The sequence below is a fragment of the Flavobacterium fryxellicola genome, from assembly GCF_900143245.1.
Classification (GTDB): Bacteria; Bacteroidota; Bacteroidia; order Flavobacteriales; family Flavobacteriaceae; genus Flavobacterium; species Flavobacterium fryxellicola.
Window position 1 is genome coordinate 66,225 of record NZ_FRDK01000005.1, and the last position, 25,304, is coordinate 91,528.

Annotated in this window: 20 protein-coding genes; 1 reads left to right on the top strand and 19 read right to left on the bottom strand. The window is 34.1% G+C overall.

The window, feature by feature from the left end; genetic code table 11:
* Positions 1-446 precede the first annotated feature (446 nt).
* Positions 447-1,187 (top strand): tyrosine-protein phosphatase, encoded by a 741-nt coding sequence (locus BUA03_RS09235; RefSeq protein WP_066082319.1) that lies wholly within the window; start codon positions 447-449, stop codon positions 1,185-1,187.
* A 629-nt stretch (positions 1,188-1,816) separates the two neighbouring features.
* Here BUA03_RS09235 and BUA03_RS09240 read toward each other — a convergent pair.
* From BUA03_RS09240 to BUA03_RS09335, 19 genes are all read right to left on the bottom strand, one after another.
* Positions 1,817-4,177 (bottom strand): GumC family protein, encoded by a 2,361-nt coding sequence (locus BUA03_RS09240; RefSeq protein WP_066082321.1) that lies wholly within the window; start codon positions 4,175-4,177, stop codon positions 1,817-1,819.
* A gap of 9 nt (positions 4,178-4,186) precedes the next feature.
* Positions 4,187-4,960, bottom strand: a complete 774-nt coding sequence (locus BUA03_RS09245; protein ID WP_066082322.1) for a polysaccharide biosynthesis/export family protein — start codon at positions 4,958-4,960, stop codon at positions 4,187-4,189.
* 313 nt (positions 4,961-5,273) lie between these two features.
* A complete protein-coding gene (locus tag BUA03_RS09250; protein WP_082854358.1) occupies positions 5,274-7,172 on the bottom strand; it encodes a polysaccharide biosynthesis protein in 1,899 nt (632 codons plus the stop codon).
* Positions 7,173-9,118: 1,946 nt separating this feature from the next.
* The gene (locus BUA03_RS09255; protein WP_066082324.1) at positions 9,119-10,264 is read right to left on the bottom strand and encodes a DegT/DnrJ/EryC1/StrS family aminotransferase; all 1,146 of its coding nucleotides are present in this window, start codon (positions 10,262-10,264) and stop codon (positions 9,119-9,121) included.
* The gene (locus BUA03_RS09260; protein WP_066082326.1) at positions 10,257-10,874 is read right to left on the bottom strand and encodes an acetyltransferase; all 618 of its coding nucleotides are present in this window, start codon (positions 10,872-10,874) and stop codon (positions 10,257-10,259) included. Before BUA03_RS09260 ends, BUA03_RS09255 begins: the two co-directional genes overlap by 8 nt.
* Positions 10,867-11,466 carry a sugar transferase gene (locus tag BUA03_RS09265; protein WP_066082328.1) on the bottom strand — a complete coding sequence of 200 codons (600 nt, stop codon included), beginning with the start codon at positions 11,464-11,466 and terminating at the stop codon, positions 10,867-10,869. The genes BUA03_RS09260 and BUA03_RS09265 overlap by 8 nt, the downstream gene beginning before the upstream one ends.
* Complete coding sequence (locus BUA03_RS09270; RefSeq protein WP_245792601.1) at positions 11,459-12,616, bottom strand: glycosyltransferase family 4 protein; 1,158 nt, start codon at positions 12,614-12,616, stop codon at positions 11,459-11,461. The genes BUA03_RS09265 and BUA03_RS09270 overlap by 8 nt, the downstream gene beginning before the upstream one ends.
* Complete coding sequence (locus tag BUA03_RS09275; RefSeq protein WP_066082329.1) at positions 12,603-13,697, bottom strand: glycosyltransferase; 1,095 nt, start codon at positions 13,695-13,697, stop codon at positions 12,603-12,605. Before BUA03_RS09275 ends, BUA03_RS09270 begins: the two co-directional genes overlap by 14 nt.
* A gap of 6 nt (positions 13,698-13,703) precedes the next feature.
* On the bottom strand, positions 13,704-14,072 hold the full coding sequence (locus BUA03_RS09280; RefSeq protein WP_211266392.1) for an LbetaH domain-containing protein: 369 nt from the start codon (positions 14,070-14,072) through the stop codon (positions 13,704-13,706).
* Positions 14,073-14,250: 178 nt separating this feature from the next.
* Positions 14,251-15,126, bottom strand: coding sequence for a glycosyltransferase family A protein (locus BUA03_RS09285; RefSeq protein ID WP_066082331.1), 876 nt, complete (start codon positions 15,124-15,126; stop codon positions 14,251-14,253).
* Positions 15,126-16,214 carry an EpsG family protein gene (locus BUA03_RS09290; protein WP_066082333.1) on the bottom strand — a complete coding sequence of 363 codons (1,089 nt, stop codon included), beginning with the start codon at positions 16,212-16,214 and terminating at the stop codon, positions 15,126-15,128. Before BUA03_RS09290 ends, BUA03_RS09285 begins: the two co-directional genes overlap by 1 nt.
* A gap of 3 nt (positions 16,215-16,217) precedes the next feature.
* Positions 16,218-17,327 (bottom strand): glycosyltransferase family 4 protein, encoded by a 1,110-nt coding sequence (locus BUA03_RS09295; RefSeq protein WP_066082336.1) that lies wholly within the window; start codon positions 17,325-17,327, stop codon positions 16,218-16,220.
* A complete protein-coding gene (locus BUA03_RS09300; RefSeq protein ID WP_066082338.1) occupies positions 17,324-18,421 on the bottom strand; it encodes a glycosyltransferase family 4 protein in 1,098 nt (365 codons plus the stop codon). Before BUA03_RS09300 ends, BUA03_RS09295 begins: the two co-directional genes overlap by 4 nt.
* Positions 18,390-19,466: an acyltransferase family protein gene (locus BUA03_RS09305; RefSeq protein WP_066082339.1), complete on the bottom strand. Its 1,077-nt coding sequence runs from the start codon at positions 19,464-19,466 to the stop codon at positions 18,390-18,392. The genes BUA03_RS09300 and BUA03_RS09305 overlap by 32 nt, the downstream gene beginning before the upstream one ends.
* Positions 19,467-20,118: 652 nt before the next feature.
* Entirely contained in the window at positions 20,119-20,583 is a 465-nt protein-coding gene (locus BUA03_RS17175; protein ID WP_394333629.1) for an acyltransferase family protein, read from the bottom strand.
* Positions 20,584-20,852: 269 nt separating this feature from the next.
* Positions 20,853-21,734: a glycosyltransferase family 2 protein gene (locus BUA03_RS09320; protein WP_066082345.1), complete on the bottom strand. Its 882-nt coding sequence runs from the start codon at positions 21,732-21,734 to the stop codon at positions 20,853-20,855.
* A 4-nt stretch (positions 21,735-21,738) separates the two neighbouring features.
* On the bottom strand, positions 21,739-22,656 hold the full coding sequence (locus tag BUA03_RS09325; RefSeq protein ID WP_066082347.1) for a glycosyltransferase family 2 protein: 918 nt from the start codon (positions 22,654-22,656) through the stop codon (positions 21,739-21,741).
* Positions 22,643-23,779: a hypothetical protein gene (locus BUA03_RS09330; RefSeq protein WP_066082349.1), complete on the bottom strand. Its 1,137-nt coding sequence runs from the start codon at positions 23,777-23,779 to the stop codon at positions 22,643-22,645. The genes BUA03_RS09325 and BUA03_RS09330 overlap by 14 nt, the downstream gene beginning before the upstream one ends.
* A gap of 430 nt (positions 23,780-24,209) precedes the next feature.
* On the bottom strand, positions 24,210-25,295 hold the full coding sequence (locus BUA03_RS09335; RefSeq protein WP_072675730.1) for an acyltransferase family protein: 1,086 nt from the start codon (positions 25,293-25,295) through the stop codon (positions 24,210-24,212).
* Between the last annotated feature and the right edge of the window lie 9 nt (positions 25,296-25,304).

Genomic DNA, 25,304 nt, shown 5'->3' on the forward strand with positions numbered 1-25,304 from the left:
TGCGGCAAACAGAATTTTTAGTCGCCGATAGAGCGACAAAGTGCATTCTCTTTTTTATACCACAAACCCCCTAAAACAGGGCGAGAAAAAATCATTTTTCCCATAAAACAATACCATCCTACTAGTGATTTGACTAGCCTTACCCTTCCCTTTCCAAAGACCGACCTGTGTGCGTTTAAGCCCGTAAAATGAACTACTTACCTAAACAAAGGCTTTTCCACGTTTAAAACCCATAAATTGGCAGAAAAAACATAAAATAGCAAATTTCTTATAAAAAATTACATACTAAAAAGATTTTTTTTACGTTTTAAAAGAAAATTTATGCTCCAAAACATCACAAATTGGCTCCTTACACTCTAGAATACAGACCAATTAAAACCCAATTTTCTTTAGGAATACTGCATATCTAGACCTAAAAACTGTTTCCTTTTTTCTACCTTTGCAGCATGTTTTCACTTTTCAAATCAAAACCCGTACTGAAGGACCTAATCCCAGACGATCATATCGACATTCACTCTCATTTGCTGCCTGGCATAGACGATGGAGCAAAAAACTTTGAAGATACGCTTCGCCTTACTGCCGCGCTTCAAGGTTTTGGTGTTTCGCAATTGATAACCACTCCTCATATCATCCAGCATGTTTGGGACAATACTCATGAACAAATCCTATCCAATAAAGTAGCGACAGTTCTTGAATTACAGCACCACCATATTTCCATCCCCTTTAAAGCTGCCGCCGAGTATTTGATGGACGATCAGTTTGTACGGCTGTTTCAATCCAAGGATTTACTGACCTTGAAAGATAATTATGTACTGGTCGAAATGTCGTATATCAACGCACCTATTCAATTATACGACATCCTTTTTGACTTACAGGTGGCAGGCTACATTCCAGTATTAGCCCATCCGGAGCGCTACCTATTTTTCCATAATAACTTTAATGAATACGTCAAATTAAAAAGAGCTGGTTGCTTGTTTCAACTGAATCTGTTGTCCATCGTAGGCTATTATGGTGCTGGTATAACTAAAATAGCGGAACAGTTGCTTCAAAAAGGCCTTTACTCCTATGTAGGATCCGATGTGCATCACAACAATCACATTGCAGCCTTTGACCAAAAAGTACAAATAAAAGACATCATGCCATTGCAAGAAGCCATTTCAAACAATCAATTTTTTAAATTTGGCTAACACGAGTAGTTGCCGCACCTTGCTTATTATTTATTTTCAAACCTGAATTTTGATTCAGTAGACCAAAACGGAAAGCGATCAGCCTATAAATTTTTAAACCTATAGCTTGCGGTAAGAAAAAAAATTTAAAAGATACAGCGCGCTCTAGTAAAAGAATAGTTTAATTCTATTTGCGTTTCGCAGATGTACCATTTGTTAGATTATGTAAAAACGCTCGATCAATTAATGTATAGGACTACCCGAAACTAGTACCAAAACAATTTGTACCACAGATTTCACAGATTCACACAGATTACAGAAAAAGTGAATTAGATTAACTGAAGAGATCCATGAAAATCCTTTGAATCAGTGGCAAAAAAATGAAGTAGGTGCTCAAAGCAGACTGTCATATTAATCTATAGCGAAAACAAGCTTACTTTTTGACAGTTTGCTAAACGTTCTCTTTCAAAAGTGGCCCACTCACCTACAAAGACGTTATTCCACTTTAGCAGGAATAACTTATTTCATTTATTTGAAATACTGTTATACCCTAATAAAACTATAGAAAACAAAACACTTTAAAAAAAAAAAAAGGTTTACACAGAAATTAATTCTTTGTAAACCTTTTTGAAAGTAAGTCGGTAGAAAAATTACATTTTAAATATTTTTTTATACCAAGGCGTTTTTTCAATTTTGACTCCATAGCCATACCCATATCCATATCCTTTTGTAGAATCGGTATCATTAAGCAGCAAACACATATTGGGCAACTTTTGCTCTTTATATAAGGTGTTGGCAATATTTAGCATTCTCTTCTCTAAGAAATTGGCACGAGCCACATAAATAAAACAATCTGCATGCTTAGCAATCAAGAGCGTATCTGTGACTAAACTAACCGGAGCGGTATCTACAATAATATAATCGTATTGATTTTTTAATGTTTCAAACAGCGTATCCACTTTCTTATTCATCAATAACTCCGCAGGATTTGGCGGAATTACACCAGCAGGCAGTACATGAAAATCTTCGAACCCATCATATTTCACAATAAGATCTTCCAATGGTACATTTTTAGAAGACAAATAATTAGTAACACCACGATCCGGCAAAGTCAGATACTCATCTAATCTAGGATTCCTGATGTCCATTCCAATCAGCAAAACCTTTTTCCCTGAAAGTGCAAAAGTAGCAGCCAGATTAGCAGAGACAAAAGTTTTCCCCTCTTTAGGAAAAGTGGAAGTTAAAAAAATAGTTTTAGCCTGACCGTCTGGAACCTTGCTGAGCATAAACTCTAGATTGGTTCTAATAATTCGCAAAGCCTCGGCTGAACTTGTTCTGCTTTCTGATTTGATAATTTCTGATGGACTATCAGAAGTCGGCACATCTCCTATAAAAGGAATTAATGTTTTTCCTTCTAAATCCAAGCGGCTCTTTATTTTAGTGTCTAACAAATCCATTAAGTAAATCACTCCAAATGGAACTAAAATACCCAACAGTAGTGCACCCAAATAAATAATATTTTTTTTGGGAGAAACAGGAACATCCGAACCTTTAGCAGAATCGACTACTCTGGCACTAGACTCTGTTGCTGCTAAAGAAATAGCTGTTTCCTCTCTTTTTTGCAACAAATACAAGTACAGCTCTTCTTTTACTTTTTGTTGTCTGGCTATCACCCTAAACTGCCGTTCCTGAACCGGAATTTTACTTATTTTTTGATTCAAAAGTCCTTCCTGATTGTTGAGATCTCTTTTTTGAATCCTTAGATTGGATTGCATGCGACTCAAACTTGATGCAACATTTGACTTTAAGGACGCCAATTGCTCATTCAGTTTAATCACAGTAGGATTAACATCGGTAGCCGATTTCAAGATTCTGTTCCGGTCTAAAACCAACTGATTGTAAGATCCTATTAATTCGGTGGCTTCCCCGCTTACAATATTGGTAGGCAATAAATCAGACGGCTTGCTTTTTTTTATAAAATCGACCATCGACGAAATAACATTCAATTGTATATCAGTCTCTATGCCTTTTTTATCGTATTCATTAGACCCCGTAATAAAAAGTCCTGCCTCTGTTTCGATGTCTGTTACCTGATTTGCATTTTTAAAATTCTGAACATTTTGCTCTACACCATCCAATTCGTCGGTGATCAAGGCTAATCTATTGGCTATAAACTTAGAGGTGTTTTCAGAAATAAAATTTTTATCAGCGGCAGCATCCTCATTGTAATTTTGAACTAAATTATCCAAAAAATCTTCCGCTTTTTGCCGTACAGGATCTACGAGAGAAAGCTCGACAATACTACTGGTTTTACTTAATGGAGCTACATTCAAACGCGCTCTGTAACTCGCGGCTACATTTTCAAGCGGACTGATTACAATATTGATCGGCTTTACATCTTCATTATAAGGCCTTGGATTAACAAGCGATTTATTTAGCACTAACGTACCATATTTCGTCTTCACCGGTTCTCCATAGCGAAAAACTTTTTTATTTCCTTCCAACACATTCCCTTGACCCAACAGGTCTTCAAACTGAAAAGTAGATTCCGACAGCGCCAAAAATTGATAAGACCGGTTTGTACTGTAAAAATCAGGCTTTTGTTCTAAATAATTGATTAAAATTGGAGCATTTTTGTACAAATTAGTATTGATTACTTTACCCTCCACCACAAAGGCGATATTCAAATTCATTTTGCGAACGGTACTCTCCACCAAAGTTCTGGATTTCAAGATTTCCACTTCATTGTCTAGATTGCTTTTTCCACCACCAATTCCCATATCAGCAAAAGCAGATAATTCTGAGGACAATCCGCCTTTCTTTTCATCTTTTACTAAAATAGTCGTCGCCGCGCGGTACTGTGGAACGGTATATCGCAAATAGAGGTAGGCGCCAAACAAACTGACAAAAACCCCTAATACAAACCATCTCCAATAGGATGCGTACTGATCTACAACAGCCCTTATTTGAAAATCCTGTTCTGAATTTTCATTTATCATATTATTTTCCATGAAACTGTTTTATTTTGAAGAAGTAATTATTAATGTGGTTAAAGCAATCAAGATGGACATGACTGAGAATATCAAACCAGTACTCGGACCCACTGCCGATCCGTTTATTTTGTTTTGGTTAGGCTCCACATAGACTACATCATTTTGTGCCAAATAATAAAAGGGAGTATTCATAAAACCCGCTTTGGTAATGTCCACTCTATTGTAGGATTTCACACCGTCAATTTCTCGAATGATTAAAATATTGTTTCTTTTTCCATACACCGTTAAATCTTTAGCCATAGTCAAAGCTTCAATTAATGTAATTCGCTCCGAAGCAATAGGATAAGATCCTGGAGCATTAACCTCTCCTTGAACGGACACTTTAAAATTTGTGATTCGAAGACTAATTATCGGTTTTTTGATGTATCGTGAAATCTTAGCATCTAATATCTCAAGTACATTGGTTCTGGACAAACCACTCACCTTAAGCTTTCCCAAAGTAGGAAAATCAATAAATCCATAAGCATCTACTAAATAAACAGAACCCGCAGTAGCACCGGCAACCGTTTCGCTAGAAACATTCAAACTAAAAGACTTTGCAATTTCAGGATCTTCGGCATAAACTGAAATTTGAAGCAAATCATCCGGCTGTATTTTAATTTCATACGAATTTAATTTTTCTTGCCCTGCCAAAGCATCAATGTCTTGGTAATAAATCATGTCTTTTTTGGACGCACAAGAACCCAACAACACTAAAAACAAAAATGGGATTGATTTTTTTAATAAGAAAAAGTATTTCATATAGTATATTTTAAAAGGGCGCAAATATAAGGATTATTATTATATTATTTTTAGACATTCACTAATACAGCTTACTCGAATCTAATTTTGATTAAAAGTTCTATTGAAAGCACCCTAAAATAAAACTGCAACTACTTAAAACAAGAGATCACAAAACGCTTTCATTTTAAATCATATAAACAAAAATCACTATGTTTAATTCCAAAAAAAGCATTAAACCTTTCTTGAAGAATCTAAAAAACAACAGTGCAATAAAAAGATTAAAAAATAAAGGGTTGTCACTTCTCTTTGCTTCAGTGAAAGTGTTGTCCATTTATTTATCTAATAGCTCATAGGTCGAATTCATACTTTTGAACTCTGGCACGATCTTTTTCATCTGCGTAACTATAGCGTCGTTAGCAAACAAATTAGACAGACGGATCAACTCATTGATATCGGTATGCAGGGCTTCAAACTCGTCTTGAATTTCTTGAGCAATCATGATTTTAGCATGGTGCGTAGGAATGGACTTGGACGTGTCATTAAGTAATTCTTCATAGAGTTTTTCACCTGGTCGCAATCCTACAATCTCGATCTTAATATCTCTCTCCGGCATAAATCCTGCTAACTTAATCATCTTTCGAGCCAAGTCAATAATTTTGACCGGTTTTCCCATGTCAAAAATGTATATTTCGCCTCCATTTCCCATTGCTCCAGCTTCCAGCACTAACTGACAAGCCTCAGGAATAGTCATAAAATAACGAATGATGTCTTTATGGGTAATCGTTAGTGGCCCACCCTCGGCAATTTGTTTGGTAAACAAAGGGACAACCGAACCATTGGAGCCTAATACGTTCCCAAAACGGGTAGTAATGAATTTAGTAGCCCCTGTTCCCTTCTCTTTTTGATCTCTGAGCTGCAGCGACTGTACATATTTTTCGGCAATTCTTTTACTGGCCCCCATAACATTGCTGGGATTAACCGCTTTGTCTGTAGAGACCATGACGAATTTTTTCACATTGTACAAACAAGCTAAATCGGCGAGATTTTTGGTTCCCTTTATGTTGGTAAAAATGGCTTGACACGGATTTTCTTCCATCAGCGGCACGTGCTTGTAGGCAGCAGCATGAAAGACTACTTGGGGTTGGTATCTTTTAAATACCATATCCATCGCCTCTACATTTCTAATATCTGCAATTACGGTTCGTATTTTTGCCGTAGTACCGATACTTTCTGTCTCTAATTGCAAATGATGGAGCGGTGTCTCGGCCTGATCCAGCATAATAATTTTTTTCGGATTAAAAACCAAGACTTGACGAACGATTTCACTTCCTATGGAACCAGCGGCACCGGTAATCAAAATCACTTTATCCTTCAATTGTTTAGAAATCGCTTTACTGTCCAACACAATTGGTTTTCGCTCTAGTAAATCTTCAATTTGTATGGTCTTAACTTTCTGGGAAATTTCTTTTTGATTTTCCCAATCCGAAATTAAAGGCACCGTAAAAACTTTGAAATTGTATTCCAAGCATTGATCCACAATAATAATTTGCTCCTCTCGCGATAGTCCCTTGTCAGCGATAATTACACTTTCCGCACCAACGGAACGCATTAATGCAGGCAACTTTTTCTTTTGCACTAAAATTGGCAAATCCAACATCCTCTTGGAGGCGTTTTGATTGTTTTTGTCCACGAATCCAACAATTTTAAATCGCGTTGGGGTTTCAAACTTTAGGGCGTTAGCAACTGATATCGCATTGGCGTCGGTACCATAAATCACCGTTCGCATCAATTTAGCATTGTTCTTTTCCGAGAAGTAAAGCTCAAAAGTTTGTTTCACCACGACACGGTATAAAAACAAAGCACAAAAAGAAAGTACAATATTGATAAAGAGAGCGGTATTTAGGAAGGGCTTCTGGTGGTAAAAAATCTGACTTGTAAAATTAAATAGAAGAAACAAAACCAAAACAGACAGTTGCGAGAAGAGCAATTTCACTGCATCAATATTGGAGGAATGGCGGATGATACCAGAATAGGTTCTGAATAACCAAAAGAAAAACAAATTGAGCCCAAAAAAAGAACTAATGAAAGTAATATTATGAGATGTTGCAATATAATTCATGCCGATTCCTCTAAATATCATGTAAGTAGAGAAAAAACAAAACATTAAAATCAGCATATCAATGCTGACGATAATCCATCGGGGTAAATAGCCTAAATTATGCAAGTTCATTCTACGATTTAACGCTGTCGTAAGTTCAGAAATGAACTGGGATACTTTTTTATTGATAGGAATACTCAATTTAATTGGTCTTATTTTAAGTGATGTTTTTTTGATTGAAAAATGCAAATCAAATATAGGAAATAAAATAGTTGCTGCTACGCAACTGCCTTTTTTTATATCTAAACGAATAAAATACCTGTAGCGTATATTTTAAAACTTCTTTTACGAAATATAATACGTTTTAGCGGCGTGTATCGGGAACGCGTCAGTTCGAGTAGACCGCTTTTTAGCGGGGTGTATCGAGAACTCGTCAGTTCGATTGGACCGCTTTTTAGCGGGGTGTATCGAGAACCGTTGCACACACAAAACTTCTCGATACTTTTTTGGCTGATGGCGATTTGTTTTTAATTCTAAACTTTCTAGCCAAAAACACTCGAAGAGACGTTAAGCATTAGAATAGTGAAATTTGTATAATCAATCCGTCAGTTCGAGTGGCTCGCTTTTTAGCGGGGTGTATCGAGAACTCGTCAGTTCGAGTGGACCGCTTTTTAGCGGGGTGTATCGAGAACCGTTGCAAACACAAAACTTCTCGATACTTTTTTGGCTGGTTGCGATTTGTTTTTTAAATCTGAACACTCTAGCCAAAAACACTCGAAGAGACGTTAAGCATTAGAATAGTGAAATTTGTATAATCAATCCGTCAGTTCGAGTGGCTCGCTTTTTAGCGGGGCGTATCGAGAACTCGTCAGTTCGAATGGACCGCTTTTTAGCGGGGTGTATCGAGAACCGTTGCAAACACAAAACTTCTCGATACTTTTTTGGCTGATGGCGATTTGTTTTAAATTCTAAACTTTCTTAGCCAAAAACACTCGAAGTGACGTTCTGGGGAGCGAGAATGTCTGAAAAACGAGAGCGCGTCAGTTCGAGTGGACCGCTTTTTAGCGGTGTGTATCGAGAACCGTCGCAAACACAAAACTTCTCGATACTTTTTTGGCTGGTTGCGATTTGTTTTTTAAATCTGAAATTTCTAGCCAAAAACACTCGAAGAGACGTTAAGTATTAGAATAGTTAAATTTATATCGAGAGCGCGTCAGTTCGAGTGGCCCGCTTTTTAGCGGGATGTATCGAGAGCTCGTCAGTTCGAGTGGCCCGCTTTTTAGCGGGATGTATCGAGAGCTCGTCAGTTCGAGTGGCCCGCTTTTTAGCGGGGTGTATCGAGAACCGTTGCAAACACAAACTTCTCGATACTTTTTTGGCTGGTTGCGATTTGTTTTTAAATCTAAACCTTCTAGCCAAAAACACTCGAAGAGACGTTCTGGGAAGCGAGAATGTCTAAAAAACGAGAACGCGTCAGTTCGAGTGGCCCGCTTTTTAGCAGGGTGTATCGAGAACCGTTACACACACAAAACTTCTCGATACTTTTTTGGCTGATGGCGATTTGTTTTTAATTCTAAACTTTCTAGCCAAAAACACTAGAAGATACGTTAAGCATTAGAATAGTGAAATTTGTATAATCAATCCGTCAGTTCGAGTGGACCGATTTTTAGCGGGATGTATCGAGAACCGTTACACACACAAAACTTCTCGATACTTTTTTGGCTGATGGCGATTTGTTTTTAATTCTAAACTTTCTAGCCAAAAACACTCGAAGTGACGTTAAGGATTCGAATAGTTAAATTTATATCGAGAGCTCGTCAGTTCTAGTGGCTCGCTTTTTAGCGGGGTGTATCGAGAACCGTTGCAAACATAAACTTCTCGATACTTTTTTGGCTGGTTGCGATTTGTTTATAAATCTAAACCTTCTAGCCAAAAACACTCGAAGAGACGTTCTGGGAAGCGAGAATGTCTAAAAAACGAGAACGCGTCAGTTCGAGTGGACCGCTTTTTAGCGGGATGTATCGAGAACCGTACACCGAAACAATTGACGTCTGTACCGTATTTTTAAAAGTATACCCCTACTCTTTCGAGAAGAAAGCCATTACCGCTTCCTTTATTCTTATTCTTTCGTTATCTGTTAAATTAGACCCAGATGGCAGACACAGACCGTTTTCAAACAGAGTTTCCGCTACTTTGCTGCCGTAATACGAATAGTGCTCAAAAATAGGCTGTAAGTGCATTGGTTTCCACAAGGGACGCGATTCAATATTTGCCTGATCCAAAGCCAGTCTCAGTGCCTCTCGGTCAATCCCTTTCGCGGCATCGGGGGCAACTAAAATAGCGGTTAGCCAATAATTAGCAAAGTAGTCCGAGTTAGGAACAGTGAAAACGCTTACCGCCGCTATATCTTTGAATACATCAACATAAAAATCATGCATATCCCTGCGCAATTGTACGTGTGCATCCAACACTTCCATTTGGCCTCGACCTATTCCTGCACAAATATTACTCATCCGGTAATTGTATCCTATTTCGCTGTGCTGATAATGAGGTGCTGCATCTCTGGATTGCGTAGCAAAAAAAATGGCTTTTTCTTTGAGCGCAGCCGTTGGTGTTACAATAGCTCCACCACCAGAGGTTGTAATGATTTTATTGCCATTAAAAGACAAGACTCCAATGTCCCCGAAGGTGCCACATTTTTGTCCTTTGTAACTACTTCCCAAAGCTTCGGCACTGTCTTCCAGTATAGGAATACCGTATCCATCAGCGATGGTTCGGATTGCTTCAATTTGATACGGTACTCCATAGAGATGAACCGCTATAATGGCTTTTGGCTTTTTGCCTTTTTCAATTTCACTACGGATCGCTTCCTCTAGCGCTACAGGACATAAATTCCATGTGTCGTCTTCGCTGTCTATAAAAACGGGAATGGCTCCTTGATACAAAATAGGATTGGCTGAAGCCGAAAAAGTCATGCTTTGACAAAGTACAGTATCTCCTGCTTGAACACCTAGCAAAACCAAACCCAAATGAATGGCTGCTGTTCCAGAACTCAGCGCTCCAACCTGCGCTTCATGGCCCAAGTAGCTCTCTAAATCTTGTTCTAATCCTGTAACATTAGGACCTAGTGGCGCTACCCAATTGGTATCAAAAGCTTCTTGTACGTAGTTGCGTTCGGTTCCTCCCATGTGTGGAGAAGAAAGCCATATTTTTGTGTTATTCATTTTTTTTAAATTTAATTATTTTACCAGGATTACCTACTACTACTGCATAATCTGGCACGTCTTCAATTATGACAGCACCTGCACCAATTACAGTCCACTTACCAATTTTAATTCCTTGAATTACAGTAGCGCCAATTCCAACATGACTTCCTTCCCCAACACTTACGTTTCCTGCTAAAGATACATTTGGTGATAGATGGACAAAATCCGCCAGTAAACAATCGTGTTCAACGACAGCACCGGTGTTAATGATGCAATGTTTTCCTATGTGTGATTCCACATTGAGTATGGCACCTGCCATAATTACGCTACCAACCTCTATAGTGGCATATTGTGAAACAATGGCCTTTGGATGTACCGCACTATAAAAAGCAGTACCCAATCCTTCCGCAATCCTTTTTCTTATATTATTATTTCCAATGGAGATCAGCATTTTTTTTTCCGAAAAATCAATATCCGCTTTTACAGAAATTATGGGAACTCCTAATGTAAAGTCCGTTGCAGGATTATCATCAAAAACGGCTTCCACAGCTTCATTATTTGATTGTAGAATATCAATAATTACTTTACAATGCCCACTGGCTCCGTATAAATATTTTTTATTATCCATGGAAAGGTTCAATTGTTGCTGTATCTGCAGCATTTATGCCTTCGCTTTTCACTACTTTTTGAATGGTCTTGAATAGTATTTTGACATCCAACACAATGGAAATATGGTCTACATACCAAACATCCAATTCAAATTTTTTATCCCAGCTAATTGCGTTTCGCCCATTGACTTGTGCCCAACCCGTGATTCCAGGCTTCACTTCGTGCCGTCTACTTTGAAAATCAGAATACAAATGAAGGTATTGAACCAACAACGGCCTAGGTCCAATCAAACTCATATCTCCTTTAATGACATTTAGTAATTGTGGTATCTCATCTAAGGATGTCTTGCGCACAAAAGATCCAATTTTTGTCAAGCGTTCCGCATCAGAAAGGAGATTCCCTAGCGCATCTCTCTTATCATTCATGGTTTTGAACTTGATAATCTTAAATATTTTTCCGTTTTTACCCGGACGCGGCTGAATGAAGAATGGTTTTCCTTGGTTGGCAAAAAACAATCCAATCGTCACAATAATAAATACCGGAGCCAAAATAACCAAGCCAATAAAGCAGGCCAGAAAATCAAATATTATTTTAAAAAAGTTTTTATACATATTTTTCTACTCTTTTATATTCCGCTAAAATAGCTTCCCAAACCAGTTGCTGCTGGTAACGTGAGGCAATCAGAGGTCGTGCATTTACTTGTAGTTGGTTTCGAAATACAACATCAGTACTCATTTTGAGCATACTTTCATACAGGGCGTTCACCTCTTTGACTGGGATAATCGTTCCATTTTTTCCTTCTATGATTATTTCATTGCAACCGCTGATGTTTGTTACTATACTTGGCAGACCCATTGCTCCTGCTTGTAAGACAACATTTGGGAATCCCTCCCGATAACTGGGAAACACCAGCGCATCAGCAATTGCAAAATAAGACCTCACATCCGTTTGAAATCCAACACATTGAATGTGATCTGATTGATTTATTATTTCAAGCGTTTGTCCATTCAACGGATCTAATTCCTGCTCAAACGGTCCTACTAAAAGCAATTTAATATCATTTACAACTAAATGTAATTTTTGAAAAGCAGTTACAAGTTCATTAATTCCTTTATCCCCAACTAACCGACCTACAAAAATAAAGACAAAATCATGTTCTTTAATATTCAATTGGCTTTTCAGCTTTACTTTCTCTGCTGCGCCATATAATTCAGGATCAAAAAAGGAAATATCAATACCATTCACATTGCCGTTTGCGATAACTTTTAAGGGTTTAGTGGTTATTCCGTACCGTTTCAAATCTTCCTTTACTCCTTCACCCTCTGGATAAATATGCGTAGCGAAACGGCACAACAGTCGATCCATAACAATAAGAATTTGCTGAAGCACTCCCTTTTTAGAAGGGAAAATTAAACCGGTAAAAGTATGTATTCTAATAGGAACACGTGCAAAATAAGCAGCAGTCATACTCAGTAAACCCGCTTTTGGAGTTATGGAATGCACTATCTGTGGTTTTTCTTTTCGAAACAAAAGGTATAGTTTCCATAAAGATACCACATCTTTCCATGGGCTAATGCTACGTTGCATAGCAACTGCCTCGGTACGTACTGCTTCTCTTAAAGCTACAGTATCTAGATGTTTATCTTTTCCAGAAACCGCCACTACTTCGTAATGATCGTTCAAAAAAGACAATTGCCCTTTGAGTAGATAATCCAAAGACATGGCCACTGTAGCGGTGCGGATTAGTTTAGGTTTTTGCAAGGCTTCTGTAAAGAGTTATATGTTTGTCAACCATTTTATGAATGTCATAATCTGCTGCCCTTTGTTGGCAAGCTACAGCAACGCTTTGATAGTGTTCTTGATTTTCTAATAGTTTTGCAATTTCAGCCGCGAGTTGTTCTGAATTACCAACAGGAAAAAGAATTCCTGCACCTTGAACTACTTCCGAGAGACCGGGAACATCGGAAGCTATAAATGGTTTTCCTGCTGCCATTCCTTCAATACTGGATAGAGAAAGACCCTCATATTTAGAGGACAACACTATAATATCCGCAGTTTTTAGAAGTTGTGGTACATCCATGCGCAATCCTAAAAACAGTACTCTATCTCCTAATTGAAGTTCATTTACTAATATTACGCATTCTTTACGTAAAATACCGTCCCCGACTAGTACTAATTTTACACTTAACGGCAAATATTTCAATGCCTTTATCAAAGTAGGCTGATCTTTTTGTTCCCTAAATCCAGCAACCTGAATAAGCAAAGTATCCGATTGGTTGATTTTTTTGTCAATATAATGTTTTAACAATGAACTAGATTCAGCGATTACACTCAAATTGACTCCATTCTTAATAACAATAAATCTCGAGGAACTTAAACCGGTATGACTGAGTAAAATTTCTTTTATTTCTTGAGTTATGCAAATCACTTTGCTGTATCCTTTGTAGATTAGACGGTCTATAAAACTAAAAAATTTGTTATCTAACCTTCTGTTAGAAGTATTATGCTCTGTAAAAACTAATTTGACTTTAGTAAAAGAAATTATTTTAGCCAATATAATCCAATATTGTGCAGGAAATAAATGTACATGAACGATATCATATTCCTTTAAGTAGGGTAACAGGTTAAAAATATGAATCGGATTATACACAGATGTATTACCCAATGAAAAGATCTTGCAACAACCTAACTCTTTTAACTCTTTTAGAAAAGGATACTCAAATCCATTTAATACTAAGAGGTCTGTAGCAACTCGTTTTTCTTGATATAGAGGAAGTGTGTCTAATAGTAATTTCTCAGCTCCACCTGTGGCTAAACTATTAATAACGTGAAGAATTTTCATATTTTTTTATTCTACTTTGTAAACAATATATTTTTCACTCGCTTTATCTTTCAGAATTATTTTCCCAGAATTACCAAGAACTATCGCACCATCCGGAACGTCAAAATTTACAAATGCATTTGGTGCTATCAGTGCGTCATTCCCTATTACAACCCCGCCAACGACAACAGCATTAGTTTGTATACTCACATTATCTTTTATTATTGGACTGCCGACTTGTCTGCCTTCTGCATGACCTAATGTAAAACCATGTGAAATATTAAAATTCTTACCTATAATAGTTGCAGGATTAATAACAATATGACCAAAATGTACGATTCTAAATCCGCTACCAATTTTTGTATTTTCAGGAATTTGTATTCCTGTGGAAAGCATACATCGTCTTAAAAGTATTTTTCAGAATATTCGATTTAGTACAGAATCTGCAAGCGAAGATTTTCTAAATAAAAAAACATATCGAAATCCTGATTTAAAAAAAGAAACCGCAAAAGTAATAGGAAACTTCGTTAACCGGTATAACGAAAAAGATCGTCGTAGATAATGTATTTATTTCTCATAAAGATTTAAAACGAATGTATAAATTCAGGGCTACTCCCAGAGGGATAGCAGTAATAATTAAAATAGGTTTATCAGATTTCAACAACCAAGATAAATTTTTTGCAAATACCGCGGAAGATACCAAATGAATGGCGTTTTTAAATCTTTCTTTGAATGTCTTACCATATTTAATCCTGCTGATTCTGGAAAAAGCAAAACCATTTGGATGTTTCCTGTATTGTTTATACATATTCATCGAAGACCCATCCTCTTGATACTCCACAATACAAAAAACAGCATTCACAGGCTTTAAATCATAATCCTGATCTATCAACAAATAAAGGTAATCCAGCGGAACGAACCGCTCATTTTCATACAAAGGATAAGAAGGATATTTTTTTACAATAGCAGTTTTATACACTATCTTCTTATCTCCTCGAACTTGGTGCACTGAATACAATTCATTTAATTTAACAGCCGATAGGTGTTCCGGAATGATCGTTCCTATTAATTTCCCTTGCTTATTGGCATCTAGACCTACAATACCTGCAAAATTATCATCAAGATTTTTGCAGTTTACCAAAATTAGAGCTACGGCATCATCCGGCATAAAATCATCCGAGTCAATACAAACATTAAATTGGGTTACAATATTTTGATAAGCCGTATTATGACCACCATGCATCCCTTGGTTTTCCTGGTAGATATATTGTATTTGAAGGATCTGCTCTTGTTGCCACGAAGCTACTAAGCTTTTCGTAGTGTCAGTGGAACCATCATCCACAATAAGCCAAATAAAATCTTGGATCGTTTGTTTGCAAAGACTGGCATATAATTGAGGTAGCAAATACGCTCTGTTATACGAAGTTGTAAATACAGTTAAACTTTTCATTAAGCTAAAATTACATTCATTAAAAAAGAAAATCCAAAATAAGCAACTAAAACGATACCCAACACCTTATGTTGTTTTTTTATTTGAATTTTTGTTAAAAAGGGATAAACAATAATAATCGCCATAAGAAACCAGGACAAATAGGCAAAACGATTCGAAAAATTAGCCCTGATCACTAAAATCCAGAAAGCATTTGTGGTCAAATAAATACTCACTAATCTGTTGTATTTAGCATCGGTAAAGTTTTTTTTAAATATAAAAAAAGAAGCACCATAAATTGCGGAAGCACTATACAATACAAAATCCCAACGAAAACCGGTACTGGAAAAGGCATCGTCATTAATATTTCCATCAGTTAGGTAACTCGCTCTGTCGTCAGACATAAATCCAGCAAATAAACTTTCCCAAAAACCACCCGATACCAATGATAAAGGAATACACAACAACCAACCATAAAAGTAGGTCTTGGGATTTTTATAAAAATACGTCAATCCTAAAGCTGTCGCTGGTATAATCAGTGAATTATGAATCCCAATCGCAAGTAGTACTAAAGCTAATTTGTAATGGAGTTTTTCTTTGGATAATGCATACAAAAAAATTGAGGTGGCAATACCATTTCGAATTCCGTTCGTTCCATAAGCCCAAAAAGAAAACGAAATTAAAAGTGCTAAAAAAGCATAAAAGGCATATTCTTTAAACCACTTTTCACAGGCGCCCCACAAGGGCAAAACATAAAATAAAATACAAACCAAAAAAAACAGTTGCACACTCATGATTTTTGAGCAAACCTCTAAAAAAAAATCAAAAACAACATCTTTTCTAAACATGCTAGTCCCACCTGTTTGGTAACGTTCAAAGGTATTGGCATAAGTAGCCATATCACCAAAATAAACACCGCTAATAGGACGAAAACCCATATAAAAAATGGTGACAAGCAAAAGAAAAAGACCTAAGTAACGATTAGTATTTATGCTCTTATTACTGGTTATGTCTGTTGATCGGGAGCGAGTAAACATCAAAAAAACAACTACTAACAAAAAATAGTAATATATCGAGGTATAATAATGAAGTGGTATGAAATCAAACATAATTTAAGAATGCAGTAAATTAGACCAATGTTGCATTACGATCGCCGTGGCAAATTTACTACTATTTTTTTTAGCGTTTGCACCAAATTTTTTTCGGAGAGTTATATTTTGCACCAAAAATAGTATTTTTTCAGCTAGGTCTTCTACATTTTGATTTTTAGCTAAAAAACCATCGTCTTCAACACTGATTATATTACGCGGTCCGTTGGGACAATCAAATGAAACTATAGGTAAACCCACAGCTATTGATTCTAGCAGCACCATAGGAAAACATTCGGTAACTGAACTTAATACATATATACTGTATTCCTGCAATGTCTGGCTCATATTAGACGAAATTCCTTTAAAATAAATTACTTGATCTAAATCATTTTCCTTTATCAGCATCTCTATTTGATTTTGAGTATCAACATAATCTTCTCCATAAATATGTAATTCCCATTCCGGAGCACGTGAATGGACAATTTTCCAGGCTTCGACCAGTTTATCAAACCCTTTTACAGGAGAGATTCTCCCCGCAGCCACTACCTGTTTGTTTTCTAATAGTGCTACTTCTTTTGGAATACTAATGGGATTTGGAATAACTACAACATTATTGCTTCTATAATATGGAACCTCATCTTTATTTAAAACAACTAAATGATCATATTTTGATTCAATCCAATCATTGAATCGGTAATTTAGTTTTTTTAGGACAGCCATGTTCTGATCTCTTGTAACCGCATCAAAATAGCGGGAGGAATGAAACTCCTTAATTTTTTTTGCCTTTTGATAAAAAAAAGGGAAGGCGTAATGATCAAAACCAAAATTACAGACTATGACAACATCGGGTTCCAGCTCCTTTAGTTTTTGATTTAATTTATACAAATGACTGGGTACTTTAAGAAGATTGTCTGGAGCAAAATAACTTTTTTGGCGATGATAATTGATTCCCAAATCAACCAATCGTATCTTATCACTTAAAGAATAGCATGGTTTGTTGCCTCCTTGCTCACAACATAGAATAATAACATCAAAACCCAATTCATCTGCAAAATAATTGGCCTTTGTGGCCATAACTTTTTCGATTCCTCCATGTCGGTATATTTGATCCGTACTAAATACTATTTTCATTGCATCAGTTGTTTAAAAAGCATGTCCCATTGCTCCACAATGATTTCTGGAAGAAATCGCTTTACATTTGATTTTGATTTTGCTCCCATATTAAGACGAAGTTGCTCTTGAGACAGTAATGTTTTAATACCATCAGCTAAAGCTAAGATATCCCCATTAGGAACAACAAGACCATCCTCGTTGTGGGCAATTATATCCGAAGGTCCATAATTACAATCAAAAGATACGCAGGGAACGCCACAAGCCATTGCCTCAATTAAAACCATACCAAATCCTTCAAAACGAGAAGACATCACATATAAGGAGGCATCTAGATACTTACTTTGTATTTCTTTTTCTGGTGGATAAAAAAATACACTTTCACTAATTCCTAACGATTTTGACAGTTCTTCTAACTTGAATTCAGGAGCTATTGTGCCGTAAATTTCCAATTGCCAATCAGGATGTTTATGATTCACTAACTGCCAAGCAGCGAGTAAACGATCATATCCTTTTTGAAAACCTTGCTTACCCACGGCAATCACTTTTTTATTTTGTAACCTGCTTGATTCTTTTGGATAAAAAGATAATGGATTTGGAATCACTATACTATTTGTTAACGATTGCCATTCTAAAGTATTCCCTTTCGTCAACACTACAAATTTTGAAAAATGGGAAGCCAAATGCTCCATCACTTTCCATTTCATTCGTATTACTAATTTTTTAAAAATAGAAAAAGAATCATTCATTTCTATTTCTTTAGATACATGTCTTTCATAGATAATAGGTATTTTACTATCAATTATTGTAGGAATAAAAAAACCTTTTAAACCATCGTCACATACCGAAATCACATCGGGTTGTACCTGAGCAACTATTTTTTTTATGCCTTTTCTGTATGTTCGAGCATACTTCAAAGGATTTCCTTCTGTGACAATGGAAAGCATAGAAATTTTTTGTGAAAAAGTATAAAAAGGATGGAGATGGCTGTTGTTTAACGATAGGATGGTTACTTCATAACCGAAGTGTTCCGCTAAATAGGAGGCTTTAACAGACAACACACGCTCCAAACCACCTGCACCGTTAATTCCGTTGGTTATGTAGAGTAATTTCATTGGGTTTGTTTGTTTTTATAGCGACCAGTTTTAATATTGGATAGTAAATTAAATTAATTGAGTAAGATGCCATTACACTCCAAAATAACAAGTTTAAAAAAATTAAAATTGGATGTTTAGGGGCATAGATATAAGATTCAAAATAAATCATATAAAAAAACATATGCACTAACCAAATATTGGTAGCGTGATCACTTAGCCAAAGAAAAAAATCCTCCATATATTTACTCAAGTGTATCTGATTCCATAAAAAGATAAAAGGAATTGCAAGAAATGGTGCAATAACTAAATTAGGTATGAAACCATGTAGTACTATCAAAGCACCTATACCCAATGATGCAAACAGAGTTTTATATTTTAGTATACCAAACCGATTGCTAAATTGGCTGTGCCACTTTTTTTGTAGCACCATCGCTCCAACGATAAACGGAAACAAGGAAGTGCCAAACAAATAAAACTGTTTAAAAAGCCAAGCTAAATATGGGTTTGTAAAGAGTTCGTTATTATAAATTCTAAAATAAAAGGACACAAAATAAAAAAGCAAAACGAAAGCTAAAAATAAATCAGTTTTACAAAACTCTAATACCTTAAAAAGCAGAGGAGCTAATACAGTTAAAAGGATGTATGTAAAGAAAAACCACCATCCACCATTATACGAACTTACTAATCCTAAAAAATTCAATACAAACTTAGTAAAGGTACCAGGATATCCTTCTTTGCCTAGTAAGAATCCCAAAAGCACTCCAAATAACAACACTACAATCCAATAGTTGATATACAATTTAAAAAGTCGCATGCTATTAAATTTTACCATGCTATCCTTATTTTTTTGGTAATTAAAATATAATCCATACCCACTGATAAATAAAAATATAGGCACACAAACATCAGAAAACAAAGATATATAATAGGATAAAGGTTGCTTACCAATGAATAGTATCGGTGTAAATAAACCTTCATAACCCCTATTAAACATATGTAGACAAAGCATCATTAAAATGGCTACCGACTTGATTATTTTTGATTGCGGAATGCTTATTTCCATTTAGTGGGTCTTTATAAAAAATAATGCTTTTATTTTTTTACCAAAAGGTACTTCCAAATATTTATAAATATAAATTCCAAATAAATACAGTAAAGAAAGTATTAGTATCCCAAGCATCCAATTTAAATCATTAAACAAATGAGACAACTTATTTATTGTAGGAACTCCTATATTTTGGTGTAACAAATAAATGGAATAGGATGCTATTCCAACTTTACTTACAGATTTATTGTCTAACAAATTAATTAAAGTATGGCGATAAATAAACAATAAAAGCAAAGTACAGGGTATAATAATAAAAGACAGTGCATATGAATTAAATATAAGTATGGCTTGAAAGATAAATAGTGCCAAAAGGAATAAAACTAATCGTTTATTAGTTTTATCAAAATATAATTGTTCTAAAACCATACCAATTAGAAACCAAATTCCATATTCAAAAAAAGTAAAAATCTTAAAAAAAATTGTCATATGTGGTAAAAATGTTCTCCTATGTGAGGAGTCAGAATTCGCATACCTCTTTTACTTATAAACAAAAAGTGAGATATAACTCCAATTAATACAAGAAACCAAAAGTTTTTAATTAAGCTTTTGGGATATAAAAATATAGCAACCCTGCAATAATATAAAATGTAATCTCAACCCAAAGAGACTAATATGCGCCATCAATATAGGAAACATTTATCGGTAATATGCTATTCAGTAATATTAGACTAATAAAGGCATTTGAAATCACTAAATTTAGTACACTTTTGGAGCTCGCAAAAAAATTATTGTTATCAAAGAGACTTATCAATAAAAAAGTTATTGCAGAGCACATAACCATTCCCGGAATTAACCTTACAAATCTCTTTTTTATAAATTCAGTAAAACTAGTACATTTAGTAAGCGTAAGTGAAATTACAAAACCCGAAATTATAAAAAACAATTCTACGCTTAGGTAGCCATATTTAAAAATTATTGGCATATTTACATTATCGACGTAATGAGTATCTAAAAACCTAAAATAACAATGATAAATTATTACCATTAGCAATGCTGTTACACGCAAACCATATAATATTGAAACCCTAGCTTTAAAGATAAAAAAATAATTTATTTTTTTTAATTGTGTAATTTAGTTAACCAAATGTTTTGTAAGTAATGCACATGTTTTTAAACCTATTTTGAATATTTCCATTCTTGCCTTAAACAACTTCTAATAACCGAAAATATAGGCACACAAATATCCGAGAACAAAAACAATCATTATGCCAAGCGCTCAACTCTCAAAAAACAGCAAAAGTTCAAAAGCATTATGATAATTTCATTTGAACAAATGAATACATAACTTTTCTATGTTAGTGAATGTTTTTAGTTGGTGCCATTTCAGGTAAAATTTTCCCGTTACATTTTCACAATTGATTTGAAAGCAAATTTTATATCATTGATCTGTTTCGATAACCTAAATGCTTTTAAAAAATAACCAAATCCTTTTATCCTATCCTGGTAACTATCAGCAACATAAAAAACAAAACCTCTCATTCTCATATCTTTTTCTAAAAAAGAATTCCACTGTTTGGCTGTAAATTGCAATTTATAATTCTGAATGAAATTTTTCATGACATTCAGTGAATCAACAGATTTTGCAATACTTTTATTAGTAATTCTGTCACCGTTGTGTTCGTACATAATATGCAACGGTTCTTGTATACATTCAAATTTTAAACCTTCTACTAATGCATGCAACATCATATAACGATCTTGAAATCGCTCAATCGGATAGAAACCTCCCACTTTAAGTAACGAAGTTTTTCTTATACAGAGCATGGGTGTAAAGAAATTACCGTTAATCACGAAATTTTTAAAATCACCTACAGCAGGAAAATTAGACGTTGCTTTAATTTCCAGATTATTTTCTCCAATTCTTTTAAACGCAGCCAAACATCCATCCAACTCAGTGTGATTATTTAAAAAATCGACTTGAGTTTGAACCTTGTTGGGTAAAAAAACATCATCATCATCTAAAAAGAATATGTAATTTCCCTTTGCTTCTTCATAACCTTTGTTACGTGCATAACAACCTCCACAATTTTTTGAATAGGTTATTAGCTTAACTTTAGGGTAGGGTTTAGCAATTTTTTTTGTTATTTCTTGTTGTGCACCTAAGCCATTATCATCAACTATTATTATTTCAATATCTTGATAGGATTGATTAAAAACGCTTTCTATAGCCCTAATTAAAAATTCAGAACGCTTATAGGTAGGTATAATAACGGAGACGTTCATGATATTAAAATTTTAAATTTAAAAAAGCACCAAATTGGTTTTTAGATAGATTTCTATTTATAAGAATCTTTTTCTTATCAGTATTTAATAGAGCCCTTAAATATATTTTATTTTTAAGTTTATCAGGATTATTTTTTAATATGTCAATTGCTAAATTAAAAAATGTAGCTATCAAAATCTTAAAATAACTAATTCTCAAAATTGGATTCGACAACGTCATCGCTATATCCCGCTCAAAAATTTGATACAAGTCCGAATAAAAAACATTTTCTACCCTATCAGCTCTGTCGTGATATCCCTCAGCATCTCTTAAAACTCCGATTTTAAAACCATGATATTCTAACCTATGTAAATAATTATTATCTTCGCAATAATGAAAAAAAACTGGACTAAATCCTCCTACGACCTCAATACATTTTCTGGATAATAACCATATAGCCGCATTTACAAATTTTACTTCAATATGTTTTTCATCAGTATCAATTTTGATATCCAAATTTATATTTCCCAAAGCCTTTTTAAAACCAAAATCTAAATCTGAACCCATACCATTCATATGAACAGGAGAAAAAATCCCATAACTAGGATTTATTTTCAAAGCTTCAATAAGCTTCTCTATTGTTTTATCATCTACCCATGCATCCTGATTTAAAAGTAATATATAATCCGCACCTTGACTATAGGCTTTTTCAATTCCAATGTTATTTGCCTTTCCAAAACCTAAATTTTCAACTGATTGGATAAAGTCAATTTCAGGATAGTTTTTTTTGATTATTTCTTGAGAACCATCTGTCGATCCATTATCAATGACAATAGTTTTACACTCTAGTGTACTATTGCGTAAACTATTGAAGCATTTATCTATCCATTTTTTTGGATTATAAGTAACAATAATTACATAGACACTTTTATTTAAAGTCATAGTTCCCTAAAATATAATTTTTAACTCTATTTTGATATTTTTGATAACTGTATTCAATTTCTACTATATCTTTTAATACTTGATGATAAGCAGTAAACTCAGATTTATCATTATAAGAATCAATATCCCTGACTATTTTTTTAAACAAGTCATCTATTGATTCATAAACTGTTGGAAGATTTTTATAATCCTCCGTGAAGAATTTATCATTGTAAACGGCAAAAGCGATACCTCCTGACAAAACAGTTTCAATAAAATAGCCATCAAGTCCTTCACCTAACGTAATCATAAATTTCGATTTTGAGACTAATGCTTTATAATCATCATAGGTAAGATTTTCAATTACAATTATTTCAAAATCAGGTAAGGCAATCTTTAACATATCTATTAAATCCTGTTTAGTGCAATGATAGATAATATTTAATCTTGCTAACTCATCAGGAGAAAAAAGGATTACATTCTCTTTTTCAGCAAAACTCTTAACTTCATAAGGTACTGGATTTAACCAAGCCGATAAATAATGTAACGACACATTGTACTTGTTTCTTTTGTCGATTGTCGCATATTTTTTATGAGCTACAGTCATAGTCACATTTTCAGTTACTAACTCTTTTATTTTATCAATATATTTATAATCAGGCATCAACATATCGTTTTGATTTAAAATGTTGATGTGTAAAACATCCATATTTAATAGCTTCTTCTTATCTAATGATGACCATTCCTTCTCAAAGCTGTCAATGAATTCTTTAAGAAATAATTCAGGGATGTGGATATGCAATTCTTTTACTTCTTGTATTTTTTTTAATACTCTTTTTAAATCAAAAACTATCATATTGTTTTTGAATTTACTGAATTTTAAAAAATACTCATTTGAACGATACGTATGTGTAGCGGCAATAACATCGCATTCATGAAGTCCTTTTAAAGAATTAAATTCATTAAAAATAGAAACTATGGATAGTATCCCTCCATTAATACTATCATCATTAGGTAATAGTAGTAAAATAATTTTCTGTGAGTATTTAAATCTTGCTAAATGTTTACTTCTTAAATACGCAACTTCCAGATTATTTAATTTTCTTTTTATCTTAGTAATTATTTTTAGTGCAATTTTTATCATTTCTAATATCTAATCTTTTACTTATTTCTTTCAGTCTTCTTTTATAATTTATTTAAAGAATATAAACTTTTTTTCAAAAGAGAAAATCTTTTTCTACTATTTTAATGCATTAGTATGCTAATATTCGTGTTCGTAAATCTTAATCTGTCTTCTACTTATTTAAAAAAAAATCAATTAGGCATCATTTCAATTATTTTGAGTTTTATTTTCCAAACAAGGAGCTTCGAAATAATATTTGATATTTTTCTTCCAAATAATACATTTTGTTAAGCGAATAATGTTTTAAAAAGTTAACTATCCTTCGAAATTGCATTCTTAAATTAAAAAGTCTTTTCTGGACTATTACATTCGATTTTCATGATTATAAGTAATCATTACTACATTTAAGACAGGCTACTACGATATAAAATTTTCATTTAAAATACGCTCTTTAAATATGACTTCTTTTAAATTTTAAAAAATATTTTTCAAAATATCTGTATGAAATTCCGGAAAATAAAATAGTTAAAGCAAAAGTTAATATATAAATTATCAAATTATTTTTAAAAAAAATACCACATCGGATAGCAATTTGTAACGCTATTAAATGATACATATACATCCCATAAGAAATACTACCCAAATAATTCAGTATTTTGTATTCCAGTAGATTTTTATACCGTTCGTTACAGGCTAAATTAAAAATTATAACTCCAAAAAGAATAGCATACACGTCATAATGAAAAAAACCGAATTTCAAACCAAATCCTAAAAAAGATAGAGTAAGGATTACTACAGACAAAAAAACAACTTTATTGAACAAAAACTTTGTTACTGCATGATATTTATCGTAATAAATTACGGCAAAAATACCACCTATCGCCATACAGTCCACTTTGAAAAGATACCAAAAATTAAAAAGATGTTGCCAAATGATATCATAAATGGCTAATTTCCCTAATAAAACTTTAAATCCAAGATAAAACAGGATTATTCCAATCATACCGGGTAATAAAAACTTTCTACATTTATCTATAAAAAGAGGCCATATAAGGTAAAACTGCTCTTCTGTACCAAGCGACCAGCTTTGGGAAACATTAGCAACTTCTTTAAATAATGCTACGGATAAATTAGGAAGGATAATTATATACAACAGAAGTTTTATCCAAAAATTTTCTGAGACCGGATGAAACATCGAAGAAGGAATATTCCAAAATGAAAAATTTGGAAAGACAAAAAAACCTAAGAAAAGTATTAAAAAATATACAGGCCAAATGCGCAATACCCTTCGCATATAAAAGTCTTTGTATAAAATTTTCCCAAGTTTATCTTTTTCCTTTAACAAAAGGACACTTATTAAAAAACCGCTTAAAACAAAAAACAAAACGACACCCAGCTTTCCAATAATTTTGAAAAAAGGAATATTTGACAAATTTGATAAATGAAAAAAATTCTTATATAACTCTATATGAAAAATAATAACTAAAAATGCGGCTATGCATCTGAGTGCATTAAGATTGGGGAAATATGTTTTCAATTCTACAAT

What these genes read in the sequence shown, in the direction of transcription:
- BUA03_RS09235 (WP_066082319.1), top strand. Translation starts at nt 447, where the DNA reads ATGTTTTCACTTTTCAAATCAAAACCCGTACTGAAGGACCTAATCCCA.
- BUA03_RS09240 (WP_066082321.1), bottom strand. Translation starts at nt 4,177, where the DNA reads ATGGAAAATAATATGATAAATGAAAATTCAGAACAGGATTTTCAAATA.
- BUA03_RS09245 (WP_066082322.1), bottom strand. Translation starts at nt 4,960, where the DNA reads ATGAAATACTTTTTCTTATTAAAAAAATCAATCCCATTTTTGTTTTTA.
- BUA03_RS09250 (WP_082854358.1), bottom strand. Translation starts at nt 7,172, where the DNA reads ATGAACTTGCATAATTTAGGCTATTTACCCCGATGGATTATCGTCAGC.
- BUA03_RS09255 (WP_066082324.1), bottom strand. Translation starts at nt 10,264, where the DNA reads ATGAATAACACAAAAATATGGCTTTCTTCTCCACACATGGGAGGAACC.
- BUA03_RS09260 (WP_066082326.1), bottom strand. Translation starts at nt 10,874, where the DNA reads ATGGATAATAAAAAATATTTATACGGAGCCAGTGGGCATTGTAAAGTA.
- BUA03_RS09265 (WP_066082328.1), bottom strand. Translation starts at nt 11,466, where the DNA reads ATGTATAAAAACTTTTTTAAAATAATATTTGATTTTCTGGCCTGCTTT.
- BUA03_RS09275 (WP_066082329.1), bottom strand. Translation starts at nt 13,697, where the DNA reads ATGAAAATTCTTCACGTTATTAATAGTTTAGCCACAGGTGGAGCTGAG.
- BUA03_RS09280 (WP_211266392.1), bottom strand. Translation starts at nt 14,072, where the DNA reads ATGCTTTCCACAGGAATACAAATTCCTGAAAATACAAAAATTGGTAGC.
- BUA03_RS09285 (WP_066082331.1), bottom strand. Translation starts at nt 15,126, where the DNA reads ATGAAAAGTTTAACTGTATTTACAACTTCGTATAACAGAGCGTATTTG.
- BUA03_RS09290 (WP_066082333.1), bottom strand. Translation starts at nt 16,214, where the DNA reads ATGTTTGATTTCATACCACTTCATTATTATACCTCGATATATTACTAT.
- BUA03_RS09295 (WP_066082336.1), bottom strand. Translation starts at nt 17,327, where the DNA reads ATGAAAATAGTATTTAGTACGGATCAAATATACCGACATGGAGGAATC.
- BUA03_RS09300 (WP_066082338.1), bottom strand. Translation starts at nt 18,421, where the DNA reads ATGAAATTACTCTACATAACCAACGGAATTAACGGTGCAGGTGGTTTG.
- BUA03_RS09305 (WP_066082339.1), bottom strand. Translation starts at nt 19,466, where the DNA reads ATGGAAATAAGCATTCCGCAATCAAAAATAATCAAGTCGGTAGCCATT.
- BUA03_RS09320 (WP_066082345.1), bottom strand. Translation starts at nt 21,734, where the DNA reads ATGAACGTCTCCGTTATTATACCTACCTATAAGCGTTCTGAATTTTTA.
- BUA03_RS09325 (WP_066082347.1), bottom strand. Translation starts at nt 22,656, where the DNA reads ATGACTTTAAATAAAAGTGTCTATGTAATTATTGTTACTTATAATCCA.
- BUA03_RS09330 (WP_066082349.1), bottom strand. Translation starts at nt 23,779, where the DNA reads ATGATAAAAATTGCACTAAAAATAATTACTAAGATAAAAAGAAAATTA.